Below are 18,407 nucleotides of genomic sequence, written 5' to 3' on the forward strand. Positions count from 1 at the left end.
ATGACTATAAATTTCTATGCTAAGCCGCGTTGCTGATTCGCTTTACTGGATGTCGCGTTACATGGAGCGCACCGACAGCATCATGCGTATGCTCAAGACAAACTACGCCTCTTCACAGGATAACATCCAGGAATTTACCTGGCGCCCTGTGCTCAAGATCTTCACTTACCTCGACGACGATGGTATCGGCAGGATGCAAGACGACACACGCGTGGTGCTCCAATACATGGTGGCCGACAAGGAGAACCCGAACTCCGTCTACAACATGGTGGTGCGTTCGCGTGAGAATGCGCGCTCGGTACAGGATCACATCACCAAAGAGCTGTGGCAATGCCTGAACGAGTTCTACCATCTCATCAAGGAGGATAAGCTATCGATCATGCTTCAGTATGACGATCCCGTAACAACGCTCGATATATTGATCCGCCAGAGCATGCTGTATTACGGCACCTCTGAGTCGACCATGTTCCGCGGCGATGGTTTCTCGTTCATGAACCTGGGGCGATACCTGGAACGTGCCATTCAGGCTGTGGACATCCTCGATGTGCGGTTCAGCGATCTCTCTTATGATATGGAGAAAACAGCGGATGTCATGTACTGGAAACACCTGCTGCTCTCTGTCTCCGGATACGCACTGTACCTCAAAACATACCGCTCGGCCTTCGAGGCGCGCAACATTGTTAACCAGATCATTTTCAATACCCACTTCCCCCGCTCGGTGCTCTATTCGCTGAATGCCCTCCAGCGCTATTTCGACCGCCTGCAGAACGACCTGAACACGGAAGGATACCGGGCGATCAATTTCAGGATCGGAAAGCTGCGCAGCAAGATCCAATACTCTAATTTACAGCATGTTTCGGAAGTGGGCCTTCACAATTTCCTTTCCAGCCTCAATCACGACCTGCAAGACATTGGTAATGCGCTGAACCAGTACTATTTTGCATATAGTTGATAGTACAGCATGGCAAAATTCAAGATCCAGCACATTACCCGGTATACCTATGAAGTTCCCGTTCGCGACAGCGCCAACCAGATCATGTTGTATCCCATCACCGACGAGCACCAGGAAATAACACTCCATGCCATCAGCGTCACCGGCAACCCCGATGTCGACATCCATCGCGACATATTCGGAAACAAAGTGGGCACTTTCACCCATTCACATCCGCACCGCGAGCTCGTGATCGATTCACGGCTGGAAGTGATCACAAAAAGTAAAAAGCTGCCGGAAGATGCGCTGCCCATCGAAGCGCAGTGGCAAGCCCTGGAGAAGGTAAAGGACCAGATACCCTTCATCGACTTCCTGAGGCTGGAACCATTTCAAGCCCTGCCCGAAGTTGAAAAGCTCATGGACGAAGTGCGCTGCAAGAACTGCTCGCCCCTGGTATCAGCACAGGAATTCTGCACTTATGTATTCACGAACTTCACGTACAAGAAAGGTATCACCACCGTTGAGACCACGCTCGATGAGATCTGGAAGATCCGGTCTGGTGTATGCCAGGACTTCGCCCATTTTCTGTTGGCCATCCTGCGGCTCTTCAACATCCCGGCCCGCTATGTCAGCGGATATATTTGCCCCAACAAAAACGGTATGCGTGGCGAAGGCGCAACCCATGCCTGGGTGGAGGCTTACATCCCCGACTATGGATGGCTCGGGCTCGACCCCACCAATAACTGTATCGCCAACGAAAACCACGTGCGGCTGGCGGTCGGAAAAAACTTTTCAGACTGTTCTCCGGTTCGCGGCACTTATCGTGGAACGTCCAATCACACGCTTGAAGTAGCTGTCACCGTTTCTTATGAGAACGGGCAGCTCAGCGCAGGTGTGCAGGAAGACGCTCTTCCAGTCTCTTCCATCAGCAGAAACTCCTTCCGCAAGCATCAGGAAATGCAGATGCAGCAGTAGTAAAACCGAAGAAATGAAGCTGCCTTGCCGCGCTTAGCGGTAAACAGAGAGCTCATCAAGGCGAAGCCGCGTGTACTCCCGTGCAATCCTGATCGTATCATCGGAGCTGAGATACCGTTTGTAATAGGCAACGGCCTGCGACTTATCCTTGTAATACACATCGTAGTTGCGGGCCAGGTGATACAGCAGAATATCGGATTTTGAACTTTCGTAAGCAGCCTTATAATATTTGATGGCGCTTTTGAAATCTTTCAGGCTTTCGTAGCTCGTGGCCAGTTGCGTATAGTACGTGCTGATGTTCTCCGAAATTCCTTCTTCAATAGCCTTGTTCAGATATGCTACGGCGCTGTCGGGTCTGTTGGTCTGCTGGAACGAAACACCGAGGTAATAATAGATCCACTCCGCTTTTACACCTGCTGCAGATAAAAACCGCATGCAGGGAATCACCTTTTCGAACTCATCCAGCTGAAAGTAACTGATGCCCAGCAACCGTGCATAGGCGGGAATGGTGTCACCTTTAGACATCAGCTGTTCCGTGGTCTGCACCACTTCCCTGTATTTTTTTTCACCGAGCTGTGCCTTGGCGAGCAGCAGCCTGAGCTGCGGACTGCGATTGATCTGTGTTGCATGCGTGAGTATACTATCCGCCACTTCATACAGCTCGTCTTCCAGCAAGGCATTGCCTAACGATATATACGCCTCAATATCCCTCGGACTAAGACTTACGGCTTTCAGATAAAGAAAAATAGAGGTTTTGATGTCGTTGTTCTGAGAGGCTATCTGTGCGTATTGCTTATAATAGAAACTGTTCAGGGAATCTGTCGCAATGATCTGTTGGTAACACTGCACCGCTTTGTTGTACTGGTTGTTCCTCGAATACAGCTGCCCAAGCTGATGCAGGGCGTTTGTATTGGCGGAATCGATCGCTGTAACGCTTTCGAAGGCGCTGATGGCACTGGCGTAATCTCCCATCCTGAAATAACAATAACCCTGGCGTTGGATTACCTCGATATCAAGGGTGTCTGTGGATTGTTGCAACAGATTCAACGCATCATCGAACCGGTAACTGGCGATAAGGCGATCGGCCTCCCAGATCAGGTTTACGTTTCTTTCAGTTTTCTGCGCTGCACCGTACAGGGCACAAGCCAGGGCACACAAAAGGAGGGTATATTTCATAAGGAAAGCTTTTTGTGGAAATTAGGGAAAGGAACAACCATTAACAAATCTATCCTATTATGCTGGCCTGATTGTCGAAGAAATGAATAACTTCCAGCTGCACAATTCAGGAGTGTTTTATGCCTAATTTCAAGTTCGCGGCTGCGCTTGCCATCAGTCTCTTCATCATCGGCACAGGTATTCTCATCTGGTTTTACTTCAACCCCTCTTCGTTCGTTGCGTTTGTGGCCTACCAGTTCACCATCCTCGCCATCATCGTTAACTGGATCTATGCCGGCGTGCTCCTGTTCAATTTCCTGAAAGCCAGGATCTCCATTCCCGTGCTGCTGAAATCGCTGGGCGTAACCGTGCTCAATATCCCGGTAGGGATCTTATATGCTTACATCATGGTGTGGCTGCTGAGCTATGCCCGTATCACGTTTAAAAACTCCACCGGCACTGACCTGGGCATCATCCGCATAGAAGGCTGCCAGGAAAAAGAGATCACAGACCTGAAAAACGATGACTCCCGTACGGTTTGGATCAAAATACCCGGAGATTGTGCCATTACCATTGCTTATGATATTAACGGGGAGCAGCGCAGAGAAACGGTGATCGGTTATCTGGTTCCGGAGGGAGGGATTAAAGCGACTTTCGAATTAAAGAAAGAAGTAAGGAGTAAGTAGTAACCCTCCTTCGCTTCATCCGCACCGGCCCACACAAGCTAGGGAGGGTAAAGGAGTAAGAAGTAAGGAGCCAGGAGTCAGAAGCCAGGAGCCAGAAGGGAGTGGTGTGAGATCTTCCTGTGGAGTGATGTTCGGAGACTGGGTGAGTGGCAAAGGGTTGAAATAAAAATAAAAAAAGGCATTGAGGAGGTCCCCAATGCCTAATGTCCTCCCGATAGCTATCGGGATCCTATGAATTAAAACTTGTGACGGACGAAGGCTTCCATGGCTTCGTATTCGGCCAGGCCGAGCGCGTTGTAGGCGGCGGCGGTGGCGTGGTTCCTGTCTTCGGCACGCATCCAGAACTCGCGTTTGTCGCTGCCGGGGAACATCGCACTGTCTTTTTGTGACTGGTGCTTGAACACTGCTCTGCGTTTGCGCATCAGCTCGTCGGGGCTCAGCGGTACAGCCATCTCGATCTGGTCGATGTCCCACTCCTGCCATGCACCTCTGTACAGCCATACCCAGCAATCTTTCATCCAACTTTCGTTCTTGAGGCGGTTCACAGCCTCGAAGATCGCCGCCAGGGCAACACGGTGCGTACCATGCGGATCTGAAAGGTCACCCGCAGCATAGATCTGGTGAGGCTGGATCTTCTGGAGCAGGTCCATAATCACTTTGATATCTTCTTCACCAAGGGGTTTCTTCTTCACAGCGCCCGTCTCATAGAACGGCATGTCGAGGAAGTGCATCTGCTCGTCGGGGATGCCAACGTAACGGCCACCCGCTTTCGCTTCTCCCCTCCTGATCAATCCTTTGATCTTCAATACCTCGGCACTGTCGATCTGGCCCGGGCCTTTTCCTTTGATCGACGATACCACTTTCTGATAAAACTTCTCACCATCGGCTTTGCTCAGCCCGAACTCGGTGTTGAAATCGCGTACAAAGTCTGCGAAACGAACGGCATCGTCATCGAACACTGCAATGTTGCCTGAGGTCTGGTAGGCAACGTGCACTTCATGTCCCTGGTCAACCAGGCGAATGAATGTTCCACCCATGGAGATCACATCGTCGTCAGGGTGAGGCGAGAAGATGATGGCTTTTTTCGGGAACGGCTTGGCGCGCTCAGGACGGTGTGAATCGTCGGCGTTCGGCTTTCCTCCGGGCCATCCGGTGATGGTGTGCTGCAGGTCATTGAACACCTTGATGTTCACCTTGTATGCAGAGCCATATTCGGTAATGATGTCGCCCATACCATGCTCCATGTAATCATGGTTGGTGAGCTTGAGCACTGGTTTGCCCAGCTTGAAGCAGAGCCATACTACTGCTTTGCGGATCAGTTTGTCGTTCCAGTCGATGCTGTCGAGTACCCACGGTGTCTTCTTGCGCACCAGCTCCGAAGACGATGCTTCATCGAGCACTACGAGACAGTCAGGATGCTTTTGCAGGAACGATGACGGGATCTGGTCGGTGACGGGGCCTTCAACCGCTTTTTTGATCACGGCTGCCTTGCCTTCACCCCACGCCATCATGAACACTTTCCGCGCTTTCATGATCGAGCCAACACCCATGGTGATGGCCTTGCGGGGAACATTCTCCTCTCCGAAGAAATCGCTGGCAGCGTCGATACGGGTTACCTGGTCGAGCGTTACAAGGCGGGTTAGCGACCGCTCTGTCGAACCGGGCTCGTTAAAGCCGATGTGACCGGTGCGCCCGATGCCCAGCACCTGGATATCGATGCCACCGAGGTCGTCTATTTTCTTTTCGTAATCGCGGCAGAAGTCGCCTACCTTTTCTTTGGGCAGGGTGCCGTCAGGAATATTGATGTTCTGTTTCGGAATATCGATGTGATCGAACAGGTGCTCACCCATGAACCGCACATAGCTCTGAAGTGAATCAGGCTGCATGGGATAATATTCGTCCAGGTTGAAGGTGTGAACATTGCGGAAGCTGAGCCCTTCCTTTTTGTGCATCTTCACCAGCTCTGCATACACACGCGTGGGCGTTGAACCGGTAGCAAGCCCCAGTACAACGGGTTTGTTCTCCTGCTGCCGCGCTTTGATCAACGCAGCAATTTCAGTAGCAACAAAAATGGAAGCTTGTTCTGACGTGTTGAAGATCTTTACTGGAATCTTTTCGAAGGCGGCCAGGTCGTTACTCATCAGTATATATTTAAGTTGTTGATTTCCTTATAACAAAATGGCGGTTGTTTCTATTCTTCCTTGCCTGCTGCAACTGTTGGCGGGCATTTCCCTATTTTTGAACGAACAACTGCCTTGAACCGAAGGTAAAGGTACCTGAAAATGTGCGAAATCTTCAAGTGTTTGCGGTAACATATTTTTATGAACAGCTTCCGAACAGACGTAAGTATCACCCCTTCTCAACACGTTATCGGCCTTAAAAACCCGGTTTTAACAGTCGGTTCGTGCTTTGCCGATGCCATTGGCGGAAACCTGGTGCGGTACAAATTCCCATCCATGGTCAATCCTTTCGGTGTGATCTACAATCCCGCATCCATCCACAAGGTGCTGCGTTATGCCATCCGCCATGAAACACCGCCGGAGCACACCTACCTCCAGCACCAGCAGGTAAACCTGAACTACGACTTTCACTCCGAGCTTTCGGCGCTTGACACACGCAACTTACACGCAGAGATCAGCAACAGGATCGACTCGGTCCACCAGTTTATCAAAACCGCGGGATGGCTCTTCATCACGTATGGAACGGCATGGGTGTATCAGCGGAAAGAAACGGGCGAGATCGTGGCCAACTGTCACAAGATGCCTTCCACAACCTTTACCAAATCGCTGATGACGGAGCAGGAGATCGTCGGCTCGTTCCAACAGCTCTATGATGCGTTGATATCGATCAACCCGGAGATCCGGATCATTCTTACCCTGAGCCCCGTACGCCACATCAAAGACACGCTGGAGCTGAACAGTGTAAGCAAAGCTGTGCTCCGGGTGGCCATGCACCGCATCACAGAAGAATTCGCGAACGTTGAATATTTCCCCGCCTATGAGATGATGATGGACGACCTTCGCGACTATCGCTTCTACAAATCAGACATGCTGCATCCCACGGAAGATGCGGAGGAATACATCTGGCAAAAGTTCAGCGACCGGTATTTCTCCAACGAAACAAGATCGTTCCTGAAACAATGGAAGTCCCTGCTTTCGGCCCTTGCCCATAAACCTTTCCATCCCGCTTCCCCGGCGCATCAGCAATTTCTGCGCGAAACATTGAAACGCCTGGAAGAACTAAAACCGAAGATCGATGTTGAGGAAGAGATGGCGTTGGTAAAAGCGCAACTAAAGAGTCCACAGTCCACGGACGACGGTCCACGGCAGTAGTCGATAGTCGTCAGACCACTGCGCACAAGGCAGCGCGCATGGCAGTGGTCCGACGACTACTTATCTGGTACGATTTATTTCAAACACCCAAAAAACAACTATGACAACAGGCACTCAAAACGCTAACCGGCTGATCCACTCCACCTCTCCTTACCTGCTGCAGCATGCGCACAATCCTGTAGACTGGTATGAATGGGGCGAGGAAGCCCTGATGAAAGCGAAAAAGGAGAACAAGCCCATCCTGGTGAGCATCGGTTATTCTTCGTGCCACTGGTGCCATGTGATGGAGCGTGAGGTTTTTGAAAAAGACACGTACGCCCGGATGATGAACGAATACCTGGTGTGCATCAAGGTAGACCGTGAAGAACGCCCGGATGTAGACCAGATCTATATGGACGCTGTACAGGCCATGGGGGTGCATGGCGGTTGGCCGTTGAATGTTTTTCTCACGCCTGATCAGAAACCTTTTTATGGCGGCACCTATTTTCCTCCGCAGCAGTGGGTACAGGTTCTGGAAGGTGTGCATAAGGCCTTTACCCAACGGCGTGGCGAGGTGGAAGAATCCGCGCAGCAGTTTGCCGAGCACCTGGCCCAGCAGGACACCAGTCGCTACAAAAGGGCACCGGAGCCAACAGCGTTGAAAAACGACCTCGAGGCCATCTATTCAAAACTGGAACCAGCCTTTGATACGGTGTGGGGCGGACTTGAGAAGGAGCCCAAATTCATCATGCCCTCCCTTTGGTTGTGGCTGCTGCGTTATCATCACATCACCGGCAACGAAAAAGCTCTGCGGCAGGTATTGCTCACGTTGAAGCGCGTTGCCATGGGCGGCATCTATGATCAGATCGGCGGAGGCTTTGCACGTTATTCGGTTGACGGATACTGGTTTGCTCCTCATTTCGAAAAAATGTTATACGACAATGCGCAGCTGATGAGCCTCTATGCGGAGGCTTATGCCGTTACCCGGGATGAAGAATTCAAAACCGTGCTCGAAGAAACCTTCGAGTGGCTGCAGGGCGAAATGATGCACCCGGAAGGTGGATTCTATTCAGCGCTGGATGCCGATAGCGAGGGCGTGGAAGGAAAATTCTACGTCTGGAAGAAAGATGAGATCGATGCCATTCTCAAGGCAGATGCTCCCGTCATCAATGCATATTATTCTGTAAAAGAAGAAGGTAACTGGGAGCATGGCAACAATATCCTCTTCCGTACACAGGCAGACGATAAGTTCCTGGAGAAGCACAACCTTACGGCTGTTGCCTGGAAGGACCTGCTGCGAAAGAGCAAAGACCGGTTGCTGGAGGTACGCGACAAAAGGATCCCTCCCGGCCTTGACGACAAGATCATCACTGCCTGGAATACCATGATGGTGGTAGGACTGGCCGATGCCTTCAAGGCTACAGGAGACCGCCGTTACCTGAAAGCCGCCCTGAAGAACATGGAGTTCATCGAGCGGGAGCTGACCGAGGGCGTTACTTTGTATCGATCTTACAAAGGGAAACGTTCACACATCCCGGCCTTCCTCGATGATTATGCCTACCTGATCCAGGCCTGCATCCGGTTGTATCAGGTTACCTTCAGCGAATACTGGATCAAACGTGCAGAGCTGCTCATGGTCCATACGATCGATCACTTTCTCGACAGCGCCGACGGATTCTTCCTCTATTCCGGCAAGTATGGCGAGAAGCTGATCGCTGATAAAAAAGAGATCTTCGACAATGTGATCCCTGCATCGAACTCCGTGATGGCACACAACCTCCTGCACCTTGGCGTGATGCTTGACCGTGAAGAATGGAAGACCCTGGCGGAGAACATGACCCTTTCATTGGGGCACATCATCACCGCTGAGCCTAACTATATGTCGAACTGGGCCATTGTTTACACCGAGATCAAAAAAGGACTGGCAGAAGTGTCGTTAGTGGGTGCTGAGATCGAAAGCCTTAACGAGCGGTTTCATCAGTCATTCCAGCCCTTTGCGCTCACCATGGGCACCACAACACACAGCGAGCTGCCCCTGCTGGAAGGAAAGGTTGCCATTGAGGACAAGACTACGATCTACGTCTGTTTTAACAAGACCTGTCAACGACCAGTGCATAGTCTTGAGGAGGCGTTGGAGCAACTTCGTCCCTCGTAATTCGTACTTCGTATCTTTTTTCTTAGTTTTACCTCTGTGGAAATATTTGAGCCCGAGGATTCCAGGAGTACACTTTTTGCAGAGATCCTGCTGCCTGTTCCCATCCCGAAGCTGTTCACGTACAGGGTGCCTGCGAAGCTCAATGACCATGTCAGAACGGGGCAAAGGGCCATCGTGCAGTTTGGCGACCGCAAAGTGCTTACGGGGCTGATCTACAACGTTCACGAAACACCTCCGAAAGATTACGAAGCCAAGTACATCCTGGAGGTGCTGGATGAATTTCCCTCCGTTACCGATGTGCAGCTGAAGTTCTTCCAGTGGATGGCCGATTATTATATGTGCACCATGGGGGAAGTGATGAATGCTGCGCTGCCTGCCGGCCTCAAGCTCTCCAGCGAATCGATGGTGCAGCTGCACCCCGCCTTCAGCCTCGAAGAAAGTGAGCACGCGTTCTCTGAAAAAGAACAGATGCTGCTCAAAAGACTTCAGCACGACACCCTCACCTACTCCGAGATCGCGAAGTTCCTCGGTGTTAAATATATCTACAGCATCCTCAAATCGCTGACAGGAAAGAACGCCATTGTGCTCTTTGAGGAAGTGAAGGAAAAATACAAACCCCGCACGGAAAAGCGCATCAGGCTTACGGCTGAAATGAACAAAGAAGAAGCCCTCGAGGAGCTCTTCAAAACACTTTCATCCAAACCCAAGCAGGAGTCTGTGGTGCTGAAATATCTTCAGGAAGTACCCGTGTTGCACGACCACGCGAACAACAAAACCGGGATCACAAAAAAAGATCTCCTCACGGACGACATCTCCGAATCATCGCTGCATACCCTGATCAAGAACAACGTATTCGAAGAATTCGAGATCGTGGTGCCGCGCTTCGGTTTTGAAGAAGCACATGAGGTGCCCGTGGTGCTGCTCAGCGAAGAACAGCAGCGCGCGCAAGGTGAGATCTTCAAAAGTTTCGAGCAGCACAACATCACCCTGCTGCACGGCATCACAGGAAGCGGAAAAACGGAGATCTACATCAATCTCATCAAAAAAGCCCTGGAAAGCGATGCACAGGTGCTGTACCTGCTTCCGGAGATCGCCCTCACCACACAGATCGTGCAGCGCCTGAAAAAAGTATTCGGCCCGGCCATGGGAGTCTATCACTCGAAGTTCTCAGACAACGAACGGGTAGAGGTGTGGAATGGCGTGCTCAGCGGCAAGCTCAAATTCGTGACGGGCGTACGATCATCGGTGTTCCTGCCTTTCGACAACCTCGGGCTCATCATTATCGATGAGGAACACGATGCCTCCTACAAGCAACAGGAGCCGGCGCCACGATACCACGCCCGTGACGCGGCGCTGGTGATGGCACAGCTTCACCATGCCAAGGTATTGCTCGGATCAGCCACCCCGGCCGTGGAAACTTATTACCATGCGGAGCAGAACAAATACGGCCTCGTACGACTCGACAAACGTTTTGGCGACGCCCAGCTACCGGAAATAGTGCTGGCCGACATGGGCGAAGAGCGAAAACGAAAAACCATCAAGGGAGAGTTCTCGGGACTGCTCCTGAAAAATATAGGCGAAGCGTTGTCGCTGAAAGAGCAGGTCATCATTTTCCAGAACCGCAGGGGTTACTCGCCCATGGTGAATTGTGAAGATTGTGGCTGGGTGCCCAAGTGTGTGAACTGCGCGGTGAGCCTCACGTATCACCAGTTCCGAAACGCCATGGTGTGCCATTACTGTGGCTACCGCGAAGCTTTGAAAAGCAATTGCCCGGTATGCACATCCACCAGGATCACAACGGTGGGCTATGGCACGGAGAAGCTGGAAGAAGAGCTCAAGCTTCATTTTCCGGATGCCAGTGTGCAGCGCATGGACCTGGACACAACGCGTTCGAAAACAGGTTACGATTCCATCATCGAACAGTTCGAGACTGGTCAGACCCAGGTGCTTGTGGGTACGCAGATGGTCACCAAGGGCCTCGATTTCGATAAGGTGAGTCTTGTTGGGGTGTTCAACGCAGACCGCATGATGCACTTCCCTGACTTCCGCTCGTACGAACGTGCCTATCAGCTTATCACACAAGTGAGCGGGCGGGCGGGCCGAAGAGATAAAAAAGGAAAAGTGGTGATCCAGACCTCGAGCCCTGAACATCCGGTGCTCACGCATATTCTCCATCATCATTACCAGGAATTCTACAGGCGCGAAGTGGATGACCGGAAGCAGCACAGCTACCCTCCTTTCAGTCGCCTGATCGAGATCACGGTAAAACACATTGACAAAAAGGCCTGTCGCGATGCTGCCGTAATGCTGGCGGAACAGCTTCGCACGCATCTCCAGGGTGTCAGAATTCTGGGGCCAGGCGAGCCCATGATCTCCAAGATCAGGAACCAGTTTCTCATGAGCGTGCTGATCAAGATCCCCCGCGGCAAAAGTGATCTTGTACAAATAAAAACCATTATCCAGCAGCATATTGATCAGGTGCTGAAAGAGAAAATATTCCGTAATGCGAGGATTATTTGTGATGTAGACCCGGTTTAAGTAGGCAGTAGGCAAGGTACAGTAGGCAAAAGAGCTCTGAATACTAAGACCACTTACTTTTCGAAGTCAAAACATCACCTGAAAATCTGACCCCTCCCTATTGCCTACTGCTTTTGCCTACTGCCTACTTCTGGACGGTCAAACTTCGTACCTCGTATCTCGTACTTCGTACCTTCCTTTTTACTATTTTGCCCTTTACACTACCCCACTTACATGGACGAAGACAGGAACAAGGCTCTGCGGGAGCTTCACGATAAGATCGAAGACCTGGCACGGCGACAGAAGGCTTTCCAGGAAGAGATCCAAAAACTGCAGAACGCGGTTTTTGAGTTTGACCTGGGTGAACGGCCCGCTACGGCACCGAGGATCGAGCCGGAACCCGTAAAAAAAGAGGCACCAGCACCACCACCAAAAGTAGAGGCTCCGCCTGTCTATTTCGCTCCACCTGTACGGCCCCAGGCGCCACCACCGCCTCCTGTAAAAAAAGTAAAAACACCGATCGAGGAGTTCATCGGCACCAACCTGTTGAACAAGGTGGGCATCGCCGTGCTGGTGATCGGTATTGGTTTCGGTGCAAAGTACTCCATTGATCACGACCTGATCAATCCGCTGACACGCATCATCCTGGGATACCTTTCAGGCGTTGCCCTGATCGTGGTGGCACTGAAACTGAAGAAGACACACAAGAACTTCAGTGCTGTGCTGCTGAGCGGTGGCATGGCTGTACTCTACTTCATCACGTTTGCCGCTTATGACTTCTACCAGCTCATACCACAGACGATGGCCTTTGTGCTGATGGTTGTCTTTACAGCCTTCACCGTTTTTGCGGCCACGCAGTATGACGAGGAGGTGATCGGCATCATCGGATTGGTTGGCGCCTATGCCGTACCGTTTCTTTTGAGCGATGGCTCCGGACGCGTGGTGATCCTGTTCTCGTACATCACCATCATCAACACCGGCATCCTTGTGCTGGCCTTCAAAAAATACTGGAAGCGTTTATACTACCTCGCATTCGCCCTCACCTGGCTTTCGTTCATGGCCTGGTATGCCGCCGGCTTTGAAGAGAAACACATTGCGGTAAGCCTCATCTTCTCAACCATCTTTTTTCTCACGTTCTACACCACCTTCCTGGCGTACAAGCTCATCCGCAAGGAACAGCTCAGCAAGCCTGACCTGGCATTTATGCTGCTGAACTCGTTCATCTATTACGGTTACGGATATTCCACCATCGATACCCTGGAAAGTGGCGAACAGCTCCTGGGATTGTTTACCCTGTTCGTGGCCGTGATCCACTTCATTGCCTGTGTGATCATCTACAAGCAACAAAGCCAGTTCAGGGACATCTTTTATTTTGTAGCTGGCATGGTGCTGGTGTTCATCACGCTTGCAGTACCCGTTCAGTTAGAAGGCAACTGGGTAACGCTGGTGTGGGCCGTTGAAGCCGCACTGTTGTTCTGGATCGGCCGCACCAAATCATTTCCCGTGTACGAAAAGCTTTCTTATCCGCTCATTGCGCTGGCGTTTGGAAGCCTGCTCCATGACTGGGACACCACCTATCAAAGCTTCTACTATTATACCGACACTGATGCGAAGCTCACGTTCCTGCTGAATATCCAGTTCGTTACCACGGCGCTCGTGGCGGCAGCATTCGGGTTCATTATGTGGCTGGGAAGACAGCAGCGTTACCAGTCGCCCTGGCAACCCAACACACTACCCGCGAACGTCTTTGCCTTCGGCCTGCCCCTGCTGATCCTAGTGGTGCTTTACATTGGCATCTTCAAGGAAGTAGAAACGTTCTGGAATCAGCGCTATGCCCTTTCCAAGATCGTTGTGAGGACTGAGTACGGAGATTTTTACGACCAGTACGACACCGACATCCTGAAATTTCAGACGCTCTGGCTGATCTGCTACTCGGCCATCTTTGCCCTGGTCCTCTCTATTATTCAAATACGTTTTATCAAAGACCGCAGGCTGATGATCGGAAGCATGGCCCTCAACGTGTTCTTTATCACTGTTTTCCTCACCGCAGGGCTTGTGGAGCTCAGCTATTTACGGTCGAGCTACCTGAACGATGCCGCCAACAAGTTTTACGTGCGCGACCTCAACAACATCCTGATCCGTTACCTGGGCGTCGCGTTGATCATTCCATTGGTGATCGTCAATAAACATTATCTGCGCCACGAGATGTTCCCGCAAAAAATAAGGGAAGTGGAGCGCATCCTGTTTCACCTCGCGGTGCTCATCTTTTTAAGCAGCGAGCTCGTACACTGGCTGGAGATGAACCGGATCGAGAACAGCTTCAAGCTCGCGCTCAGCATCCTGTGGGGTGCTTATGCCCTCTTCCTCATTGTCCTGGGATTGATCAGAGACCTCAAATATGTACGCTTTGCAGCGATCGTATTGTTCGGTGTTACGCTCATCAAACTGTTCCTGTACGATATGGCCGAGATGAGCACCATCGCCAAAACCATTGTTATGATCATTCTGGGTGTGTTGCTGCTCACCGCTTCATTCTTTTACAACAAATACAAAAGATCCACGGGAAATGAAATACAATAAGCTCTTTGTCATCGTCATCATACTATTGGGCAACACTCCGGTTTTTGCACAGGACAGCTTCAGCTACAGGAGAAAGGTAAACGGCGTTCAGCAGAAAGCATGGCACACCATTACACTACCGCCCGACATCTTCATTCATTGCGACCGGGATCTCAAAGACCTCAGGCTGTATTCCATTGCTGGAAATGATACCACGATCGTTCCATACCTGCTCAAGAAAAGAAGCACAGAAATAAAAGAGCAGGAAGCCGAGCTCACCGCGATCAACAAAAGCAAAAAAGGCGATGTGCTCTACATGACCTTTGAGCTGCCCAAAGACCTGAAAGTAAATTTCATCAGCCTGGCATTTCAGGAGACCAACTATTTTGCCTTCGCTACCATTGAAGGCAGCAACAACAAAAAGGAATGGTTCATGCTGCGCGAAAATCAGCGCATCTTTTCGCTCGACAATGCGGTAGACAGCTACGAATATTCGAAGGTAAATTTTCCCATTACAGATTACCGGTATCTGCGCGTGAGTGTGCGGTCTGACAAACAGGTTACTTTTGAACGCGCCGTATTCCGCCATCAGCAGATAACGGAAGGCAAGTACACACCCGTTCCATCGCGCTGGTCCATCACCGACTCGAAGAAGACGAAACAAACCGTGATCGATATCTCGCTGCAACACTACCAGCCACTGGGCAACCTGCGCATCAAAACAGACAATTCAAATAACTACTACCGTTATTGCGAGATCGCGGTGCTCATTGACAGCGTAAAAACAGAAAAGGGATGGGTAAAAAACTACGGCACGGTGCATGAAGGATACCTGACCTCTTACACACCCAATGAATTCTCGCTGGACGGCGAACAAACCAGTCACTTGCGACTCATCATCAACAATCTTGACAATGAACCGCTGAAAATAACCGGCATCGACGTTGATGGCCCCGCAGTGGAGCTGGTCGCTGAACTCGAGCCCGGCGACACTTACCTGTTCTATGGCAATCGTGCCTTGTCAGCACCCTACTACGAGCTGAGACATTTTGAAGAGAAGATCCCAACGGCATCCGCCACCGCCACCCTCGGCGAAGAGCAGAGCATTGCAGCACCCCAAACAAAGATCAGCGCCCTGTTCGAGAACAAGTTCTGGCTATGGGGTATCATGATCGTCGTGATCGGGCTTCTTGGATTCTTTACCCTGCGGATGATGAAGGGTGCCGGTAATCAGTAACCGGTATTCGGTAATCGGTTTTGAGAAGTTTGGTCGCTATGTACCACCGATCACTGATCACCGGTTACTGATTACCCTATTACTGATTACAAATCACCGATCACCTCTTCATCTCTCCATTCACCATCCTCCAGATCCCTAACGGATTGTTGTTCTTCAGCTCGTCGGGCAGCATGGTTTGCGGAAAGTTCTGGTAACAGACGGGACGTGCAAAACGGAAAATAGCGGCCGGACCTACAGACGTTGTCCGGCTGTCGGTGGTGGCGGGGTATGGTCCGCCGTGAACCACGCTGTGGCAAACTTCCACGCCGGTGGGGTACCCGTTAAAGATAAGCCTGCCTACCTTCTGCTCCAGGATGGCGATCAGGTCCTTATAATCCTCGAGGTCTTTTTCGGTGCCAAGGATTGTTGCCGTCAGATGTCCTGTAAGCTTTTCGGCAGCGCGGATGATCTCTTCGCGTGTGCTGGCGGTGATCATCAGCGTTGACGGGCCGAACACTTCTTCTTCAAGCGTATGGTCTTTCAGGAACGAGTCAGCTGTAGCTTCCAGCAACGACGGCACACCTCGGTAACCCTCTCCCTCACTTTTTCCCCTGGCTACAACGGTAACACCCGTGGCACCTTTAAGCTTTTCAATGCCGCGCTCATAGTTGCTCCTGATACCGGCGCTGAGCATAACACCCGCAGCCGATCCCGCCATACTTCCTGACAACGTATCCTTGAATGCTTTTCCATCTTCGGACTGCTGCAACAATATCAGTCCTGGGTTGGTGCAGAATTGTCCTACGCCCTGCGTGACCGATGCAGCCAGGTCTTTTGCGATGGCCTCCCTCTTCTCCTTCAGCACGCCGGGCAAAATAAACACCGGGTTCGTGCTGCCCATCTCGGCATATACCGGAATGGGTACTGTACGTTTGTTGGCTTCATCAAATATTGCCTTGCCTCCCCTGAACGAGCCGGTGAACCCAATGGCCTTGATAAGCGGGTGCCTGACGATGGCAAGTCCCACGTCAGTAGATTGTCCCTGCACCATGGAGAACGTTCCCGCAGGCATGTTGCTTTTCTCCACGGCACGTTGAATGGCGTTGGCTATCAGCTCGCAGGTACCCGGATGGGCTGGATGCGCTTTGACCACAACGGTACATCCAGCCGCCAGCGCCGACGCAGTATCACCGCCAGCTACCGAAAAAGCAAAAGGAAAGTTGCTCGCACCAAATATACCTACCGGACCAAGCGGCCTGTACATGCTTCTGACATCGGGTTTGGGAAGTGGCTTACGATCAGGATCTGCCAGGTCGATGCGTGCATTCACCCACGATCCCTCGCGAAGCACCTGTGCAAAAAGCTTCAGCTGATTCACCGTGCGTCCGCGCTCACCCGTCAGCCGCGCTTCCGGAAGGCCGGTCTCCTCCATGCATCGCTGGATCAGCACGTCGCCAAGGGCAATGATCTCGTCAGCGATGGCTTCGAGAAGGTCTGCTCTCTGCTTCCCGCTTTTTTTATTGTAGTCATTGAAAGCGTCCTCCGCCTGGTGAACGGCCTCGTCGACCTCTTTCTGGCTTGCCTCATAAAAAGATTGCTCCAGCATTTTTCCCGTAGCGGGGTTTTCTGCCTGAAAGGCCTTGCCACTACCGGTGCGCTGGCCTGCGATAAAATTTTTTCCTGTCAGCTCCATGGCATTGTTAAACATTGGTGGCAACGGTATTCACAAGGGTTCCGATGGGGCCGATGGTGATGCTCATCTCATCGCCCTCGTGCAATGTAAAATCGCTCGATGGCACGATGCCCGTACCTGTCATCAGGAAGCTGCCGTGCGGGAAGCTGCACTCACGATAAAGGAACGACACCAGGTCTTTGAACTTACGCTTGATCTGGTTGATGGTAACATCGCCATTGAATACCGGTTTGCCTTTGCGGGATATGGTGATCTCGATGCGTGTATCTTCCGGAAGGGGTTTCTCTGTTACGTAAATGCACGGCCCCAGCGCAGCACTGCCATCGTAGGTTTTGGCCTGCGGCAGGTAGAGCGGGTTCTCGCCTTCAATGCTCCTGGAGCTCATGTCATTGCCAATGGTGTAACCCACGATCTTGCCCGAAGAGGTGACCACCAGCGTCAGCTCAGGCTCCGGCACATTCCACGTTGAGTCTCTCCTGATGCGCACCTTGCCGCCGTGTCCAACGGTTCTGCTGGCGGTTGCCTTGAAAAAGATCTCCGGGCGCTCCGCCTCGTACACCTTCGCGTAAAAGTCACCACCCCCCGACTCCTTCGACTCTTCCTGTCGCCCCACCTTGCTGCGGTAATAAGTCACGCCACTGGCCCATACTTCCTGACTCTGGATCGGCGCCTGCAACTCCTGCTTCAGCAAGCTGGCGGCATCCGCCACAGGTGACATGCCGTTAATCGTTTTGGTGAGCTTCTCGAACAAGGCATCGTCGTTGAGGAACGTGTCCCAGTCTGCGTTTTTCACTACGTAAAATGCGTTGTCTTTTTCAATGACCGCACCGGTTTTTGTCTTGTAAAGCTTCATGAAGTTGGCTCAAGTGGAAATCAGCGCTTGAGATAGCGAATATAAAAATTTTGGCCAGTGAAATTCAACCGATAATGCGTAATACTTTCGTCGCTCTGCGGAATAAAAAATTCTTTTGTAAGAATGATGAGGTTGGGCGGAAGGTGACCTCTATTAAAAGATGAGGTGAGTCAACAGTCCACGGTCCACAGCCCACTGCAGCCGGGTTCTCTTCAAAAGCTGTGCTCTGAACGAAGCAGCATGAATGCTCACGATGGTCAGGAGCGTTTGTTACTTGCCAAAATTTGCATCCCTCGTGCACCTGCCCTGCTTACTCAAGCCAGTCTCCTTCTAGAATGGCGACTCGTCGATCA

At 51.5% G+C, this 18,407-nt stretch carries 12 protein-coding genes; 8 read left to right on the top strand and 4 right to left on the bottom strand.

From position 1 onward, the window contains the following. The first annotated feature begins 16 nt into the window (after positions 1–16). Together KK083_RS15670 and KK083_RS15675 are read left to right on the top strand one after the other, a co-directional pair. Positions 17–952 carry an alpha-E domain-containing protein gene (locus tag KK083_RS15670; protein ID WP_254164373.1) on the top strand — a complete coding sequence of 312 codons (936 nt, stop codon included), beginning with the start codon at positions 17–19 and terminating at the stop codon, positions 950–952. Between the two features lie 9 nt (positions 953–961). Then, the gene (locus tag KK083_RS15675; RefSeq protein WP_254164375.1) at positions 962–1,906 is read left to right on the top strand and encodes a transglutaminase family protein; all 945 of its coding nucleotides are present in this window, start codon (positions 962–964) and stop codon (positions 1,904–1,906) included. Positions 1,907–1,939: 33 nt separating this feature from the next. Here the strand turns inward: KK083_RS15675 and KK083_RS15680 are convergent, their stop codons facing one another. Next, positions 1,940–3,082: a tetratricopeptide repeat protein gene (locus tag KK083_RS15680; RefSeq protein ID WP_254164378.1), complete on the bottom strand. Its 1,143-nt coding sequence runs from the start codon at positions 3,080–3,082 to the stop codon at positions 1,940–1,942. A 119-nt stretch (positions 3,083–3,201) separates the two neighbouring features. Between KK083_RS15680 and KK083_RS15685 the strand changes: the two genes are divergently transcribed. Continuing rightward, a complete protein-coding gene (locus KK083_RS15685; protein WP_254164380.1) occupies positions 3,202–3,747 on the top strand; it encodes a hypothetical protein in 546 nt (181 codons plus the stop codon). Between the two features lie 236 nt (positions 3,748–3,983). Here the strand turns inward: KK083_RS15685 and nagB are convergent, their stop codons facing one another. Further along, positions 3,984–5,888, bottom strand: a complete 1,905-nt coding sequence (gene nagB, locus KK083_RS15690) for a glucosamine-6-phosphate deaminase (RefSeq protein WP_254164382.1) — start codon at positions 5,886–5,888, stop codon at positions 3,984–3,986. A gap of 180 nt (positions 5,889–6,068) precedes the next feature. Here nagB and KK083_RS15695 point away from each other — a divergent pair, with 180 nt between their 5' ends. The 5 genes from KK083_RS15695 (at position 6,069) to KK083_RS15715 (ending at position 15,526) form a co-directional block, all read left to right on the top strand. Beyond that, the gene (locus KK083_RS15695; RefSeq protein WP_254164384.1) at positions 6,069–7,079 is read left to right on the top strand and encodes a GSCFA domain-containing protein; all 1,011 of its coding nucleotides are present in this window, start codon (positions 6,069–6,071) and stop codon (positions 7,077–7,079) included. Positions 7,080–7,179: 100 nt separating this feature from the next. Continuing rightward, the gene (locus KK083_RS15700) at positions 7,180–9,213 is read left to right on the top strand and encodes a thioredoxin domain-containing protein (RefSeq protein ID WP_254164386.1); all 2,034 of its coding nucleotides are present in this window, start codon (positions 7,180–7,182) and stop codon (positions 9,211–9,213) included. A gap of 36 nt (positions 9,214–9,249) precedes the next feature. After that, complete coding sequence (gene priA / locus KK083_RS15705) at positions 9,250–11,751, top strand: replication restart helicase PriA (protein ID WP_254164388.1); 2,502 nt, start codon at positions 9,250–9,252, stop codon at positions 11,749–11,751. 213 nt (positions 11,752–11,964) lie between these two features. Further along, complete coding sequence (locus tag KK083_RS15710; protein WP_254164390.1) at positions 11,965–14,310, top strand: DUF2339 domain-containing protein; 2,346 nt, start codon at positions 11,965–11,967, stop codon at positions 14,308–14,310. Further along, a complete protein-coding gene (locus tag KK083_RS15715) occupies positions 14,297–15,526 on the top strand; it encodes a DUF3999 family protein (RefSeq protein WP_254164392.1) in 1,230 nt (409 codons plus the stop codon). The genes KK083_RS15710 and KK083_RS15715 overlap by 14 nt, the downstream gene beginning before the upstream one ends. A gap of 100 nt (positions 15,527–15,626) precedes the next feature. Here the strand turns inward: KK083_RS15715 and KK083_RS15720 are convergent, their stop codons facing one another. Together KK083_RS15720 and KK083_RS15725 are read right to left on the bottom strand one after the other, a co-directional pair. Continuing rightward, the gene (locus KK083_RS15720; RefSeq protein WP_254164394.1) at positions 15,627–17,216 is read right to left on the bottom strand and encodes an aldehyde dehydrogenase (NADP(+)); all 1,590 of its coding nucleotides are present in this window, start codon (positions 17,214–17,216) and stop codon (positions 15,627–15,629) included. Then, the gene (locus KK083_RS15725) at positions 17,209–18,054 is read right to left on the bottom strand and encodes a fumarylacetoacetate hydrolase family protein (protein WP_254164396.1); all 846 of its coding nucleotides are present in this window, start codon (positions 18,052–18,054) and stop codon (positions 17,209–17,211) included. The genes KK083_RS15720 and KK083_RS15725 overlap by 8 nt, the downstream gene beginning before the upstream one ends. Positions 18,055–18,407: the final 353 nt, after the last annotated feature.

Source organism: Chryseosolibacter histidinae (assembly GCF_018598225.1).
GTDB classification, from domain to species: Bacteria; Bacteroidota; Bacteroidia; order Cytophagales; family Cyclobacteriaceae; genus Chryseosolibacter; species Chryseosolibacter histidini.

Bases quoted from the DNA above. Each gene is read 5' to 3' on its own strand.
- KK083_RS15670 (WP_254164373.1), top strand. From the start codon at position 17: ATGCTAAGCCGCGTTGCTGATTCGCTTTACTGGATGTCGCGTTACATG.
- KK083_RS15675 (WP_254164375.1), top strand. From the start codon at position 962: ATGGCAAAATTCAAGATCCAGCACATTACCCGGTATACCTATGAAGTT.
- KK083_RS15680 (WP_254164378.1), bottom strand. From the start codon at position 3,082: ATGAAATATACCCTCCTTTTGTGTGCCCTGGCTTGTGCCCTGTACGGT.
- KK083_RS15685 (WP_254164380.1), top strand. From the start codon at position 3,202: ATGCCTAATTTCAAGTTCGCGGCTGCGCTTGCCATCAGTCTCTTCATC.
- nagB (WP_254164382.1), bottom strand. From the start codon at position 5,888: ATGAGTAACGACCTGGCCGCCTTCGAAAAGATTCCAGTAAAGATCTTC.
- KK083_RS15695 (WP_254164384.1), top strand. From the start codon at position 6,069: ATGAACAGCTTCCGAACAGACGTAAGTATCACCCCTTCTCAACACGTT.
- KK083_RS15700 (WP_254164386.1), top strand. From the start codon at position 7,180: ATGACAACAGGCACTCAAAACGCTAACCGGCTGATCCACTCCACCTCT.
- KK083_RS15710 (WP_254164390.1), top strand. From the start codon at position 11,965: ATGGACGAAGACAGGAACAAGGCTCTGCGGGAGCTTCACGATAAGATC.
- KK083_RS15715 (WP_254164392.1), top strand. From the start codon at position 14,297: ATGAAATACAATAAGCTCTTTGTCATCGTCATCATACTATTGGGCAAC.
- KK083_RS15720 (WP_254164394.1), bottom strand. From the start codon at position 17,216: ATGTTTAACAATGCCATGGAGCTGACAGGAAAAAATTTTATCGCAGGC.
- KK083_RS15725 (WP_254164396.1), bottom strand. From the start codon at position 18,054: ATGAAGCTTTACAAGACAAAAACCGGTGCGGTCATTGAAAAAGACAAC.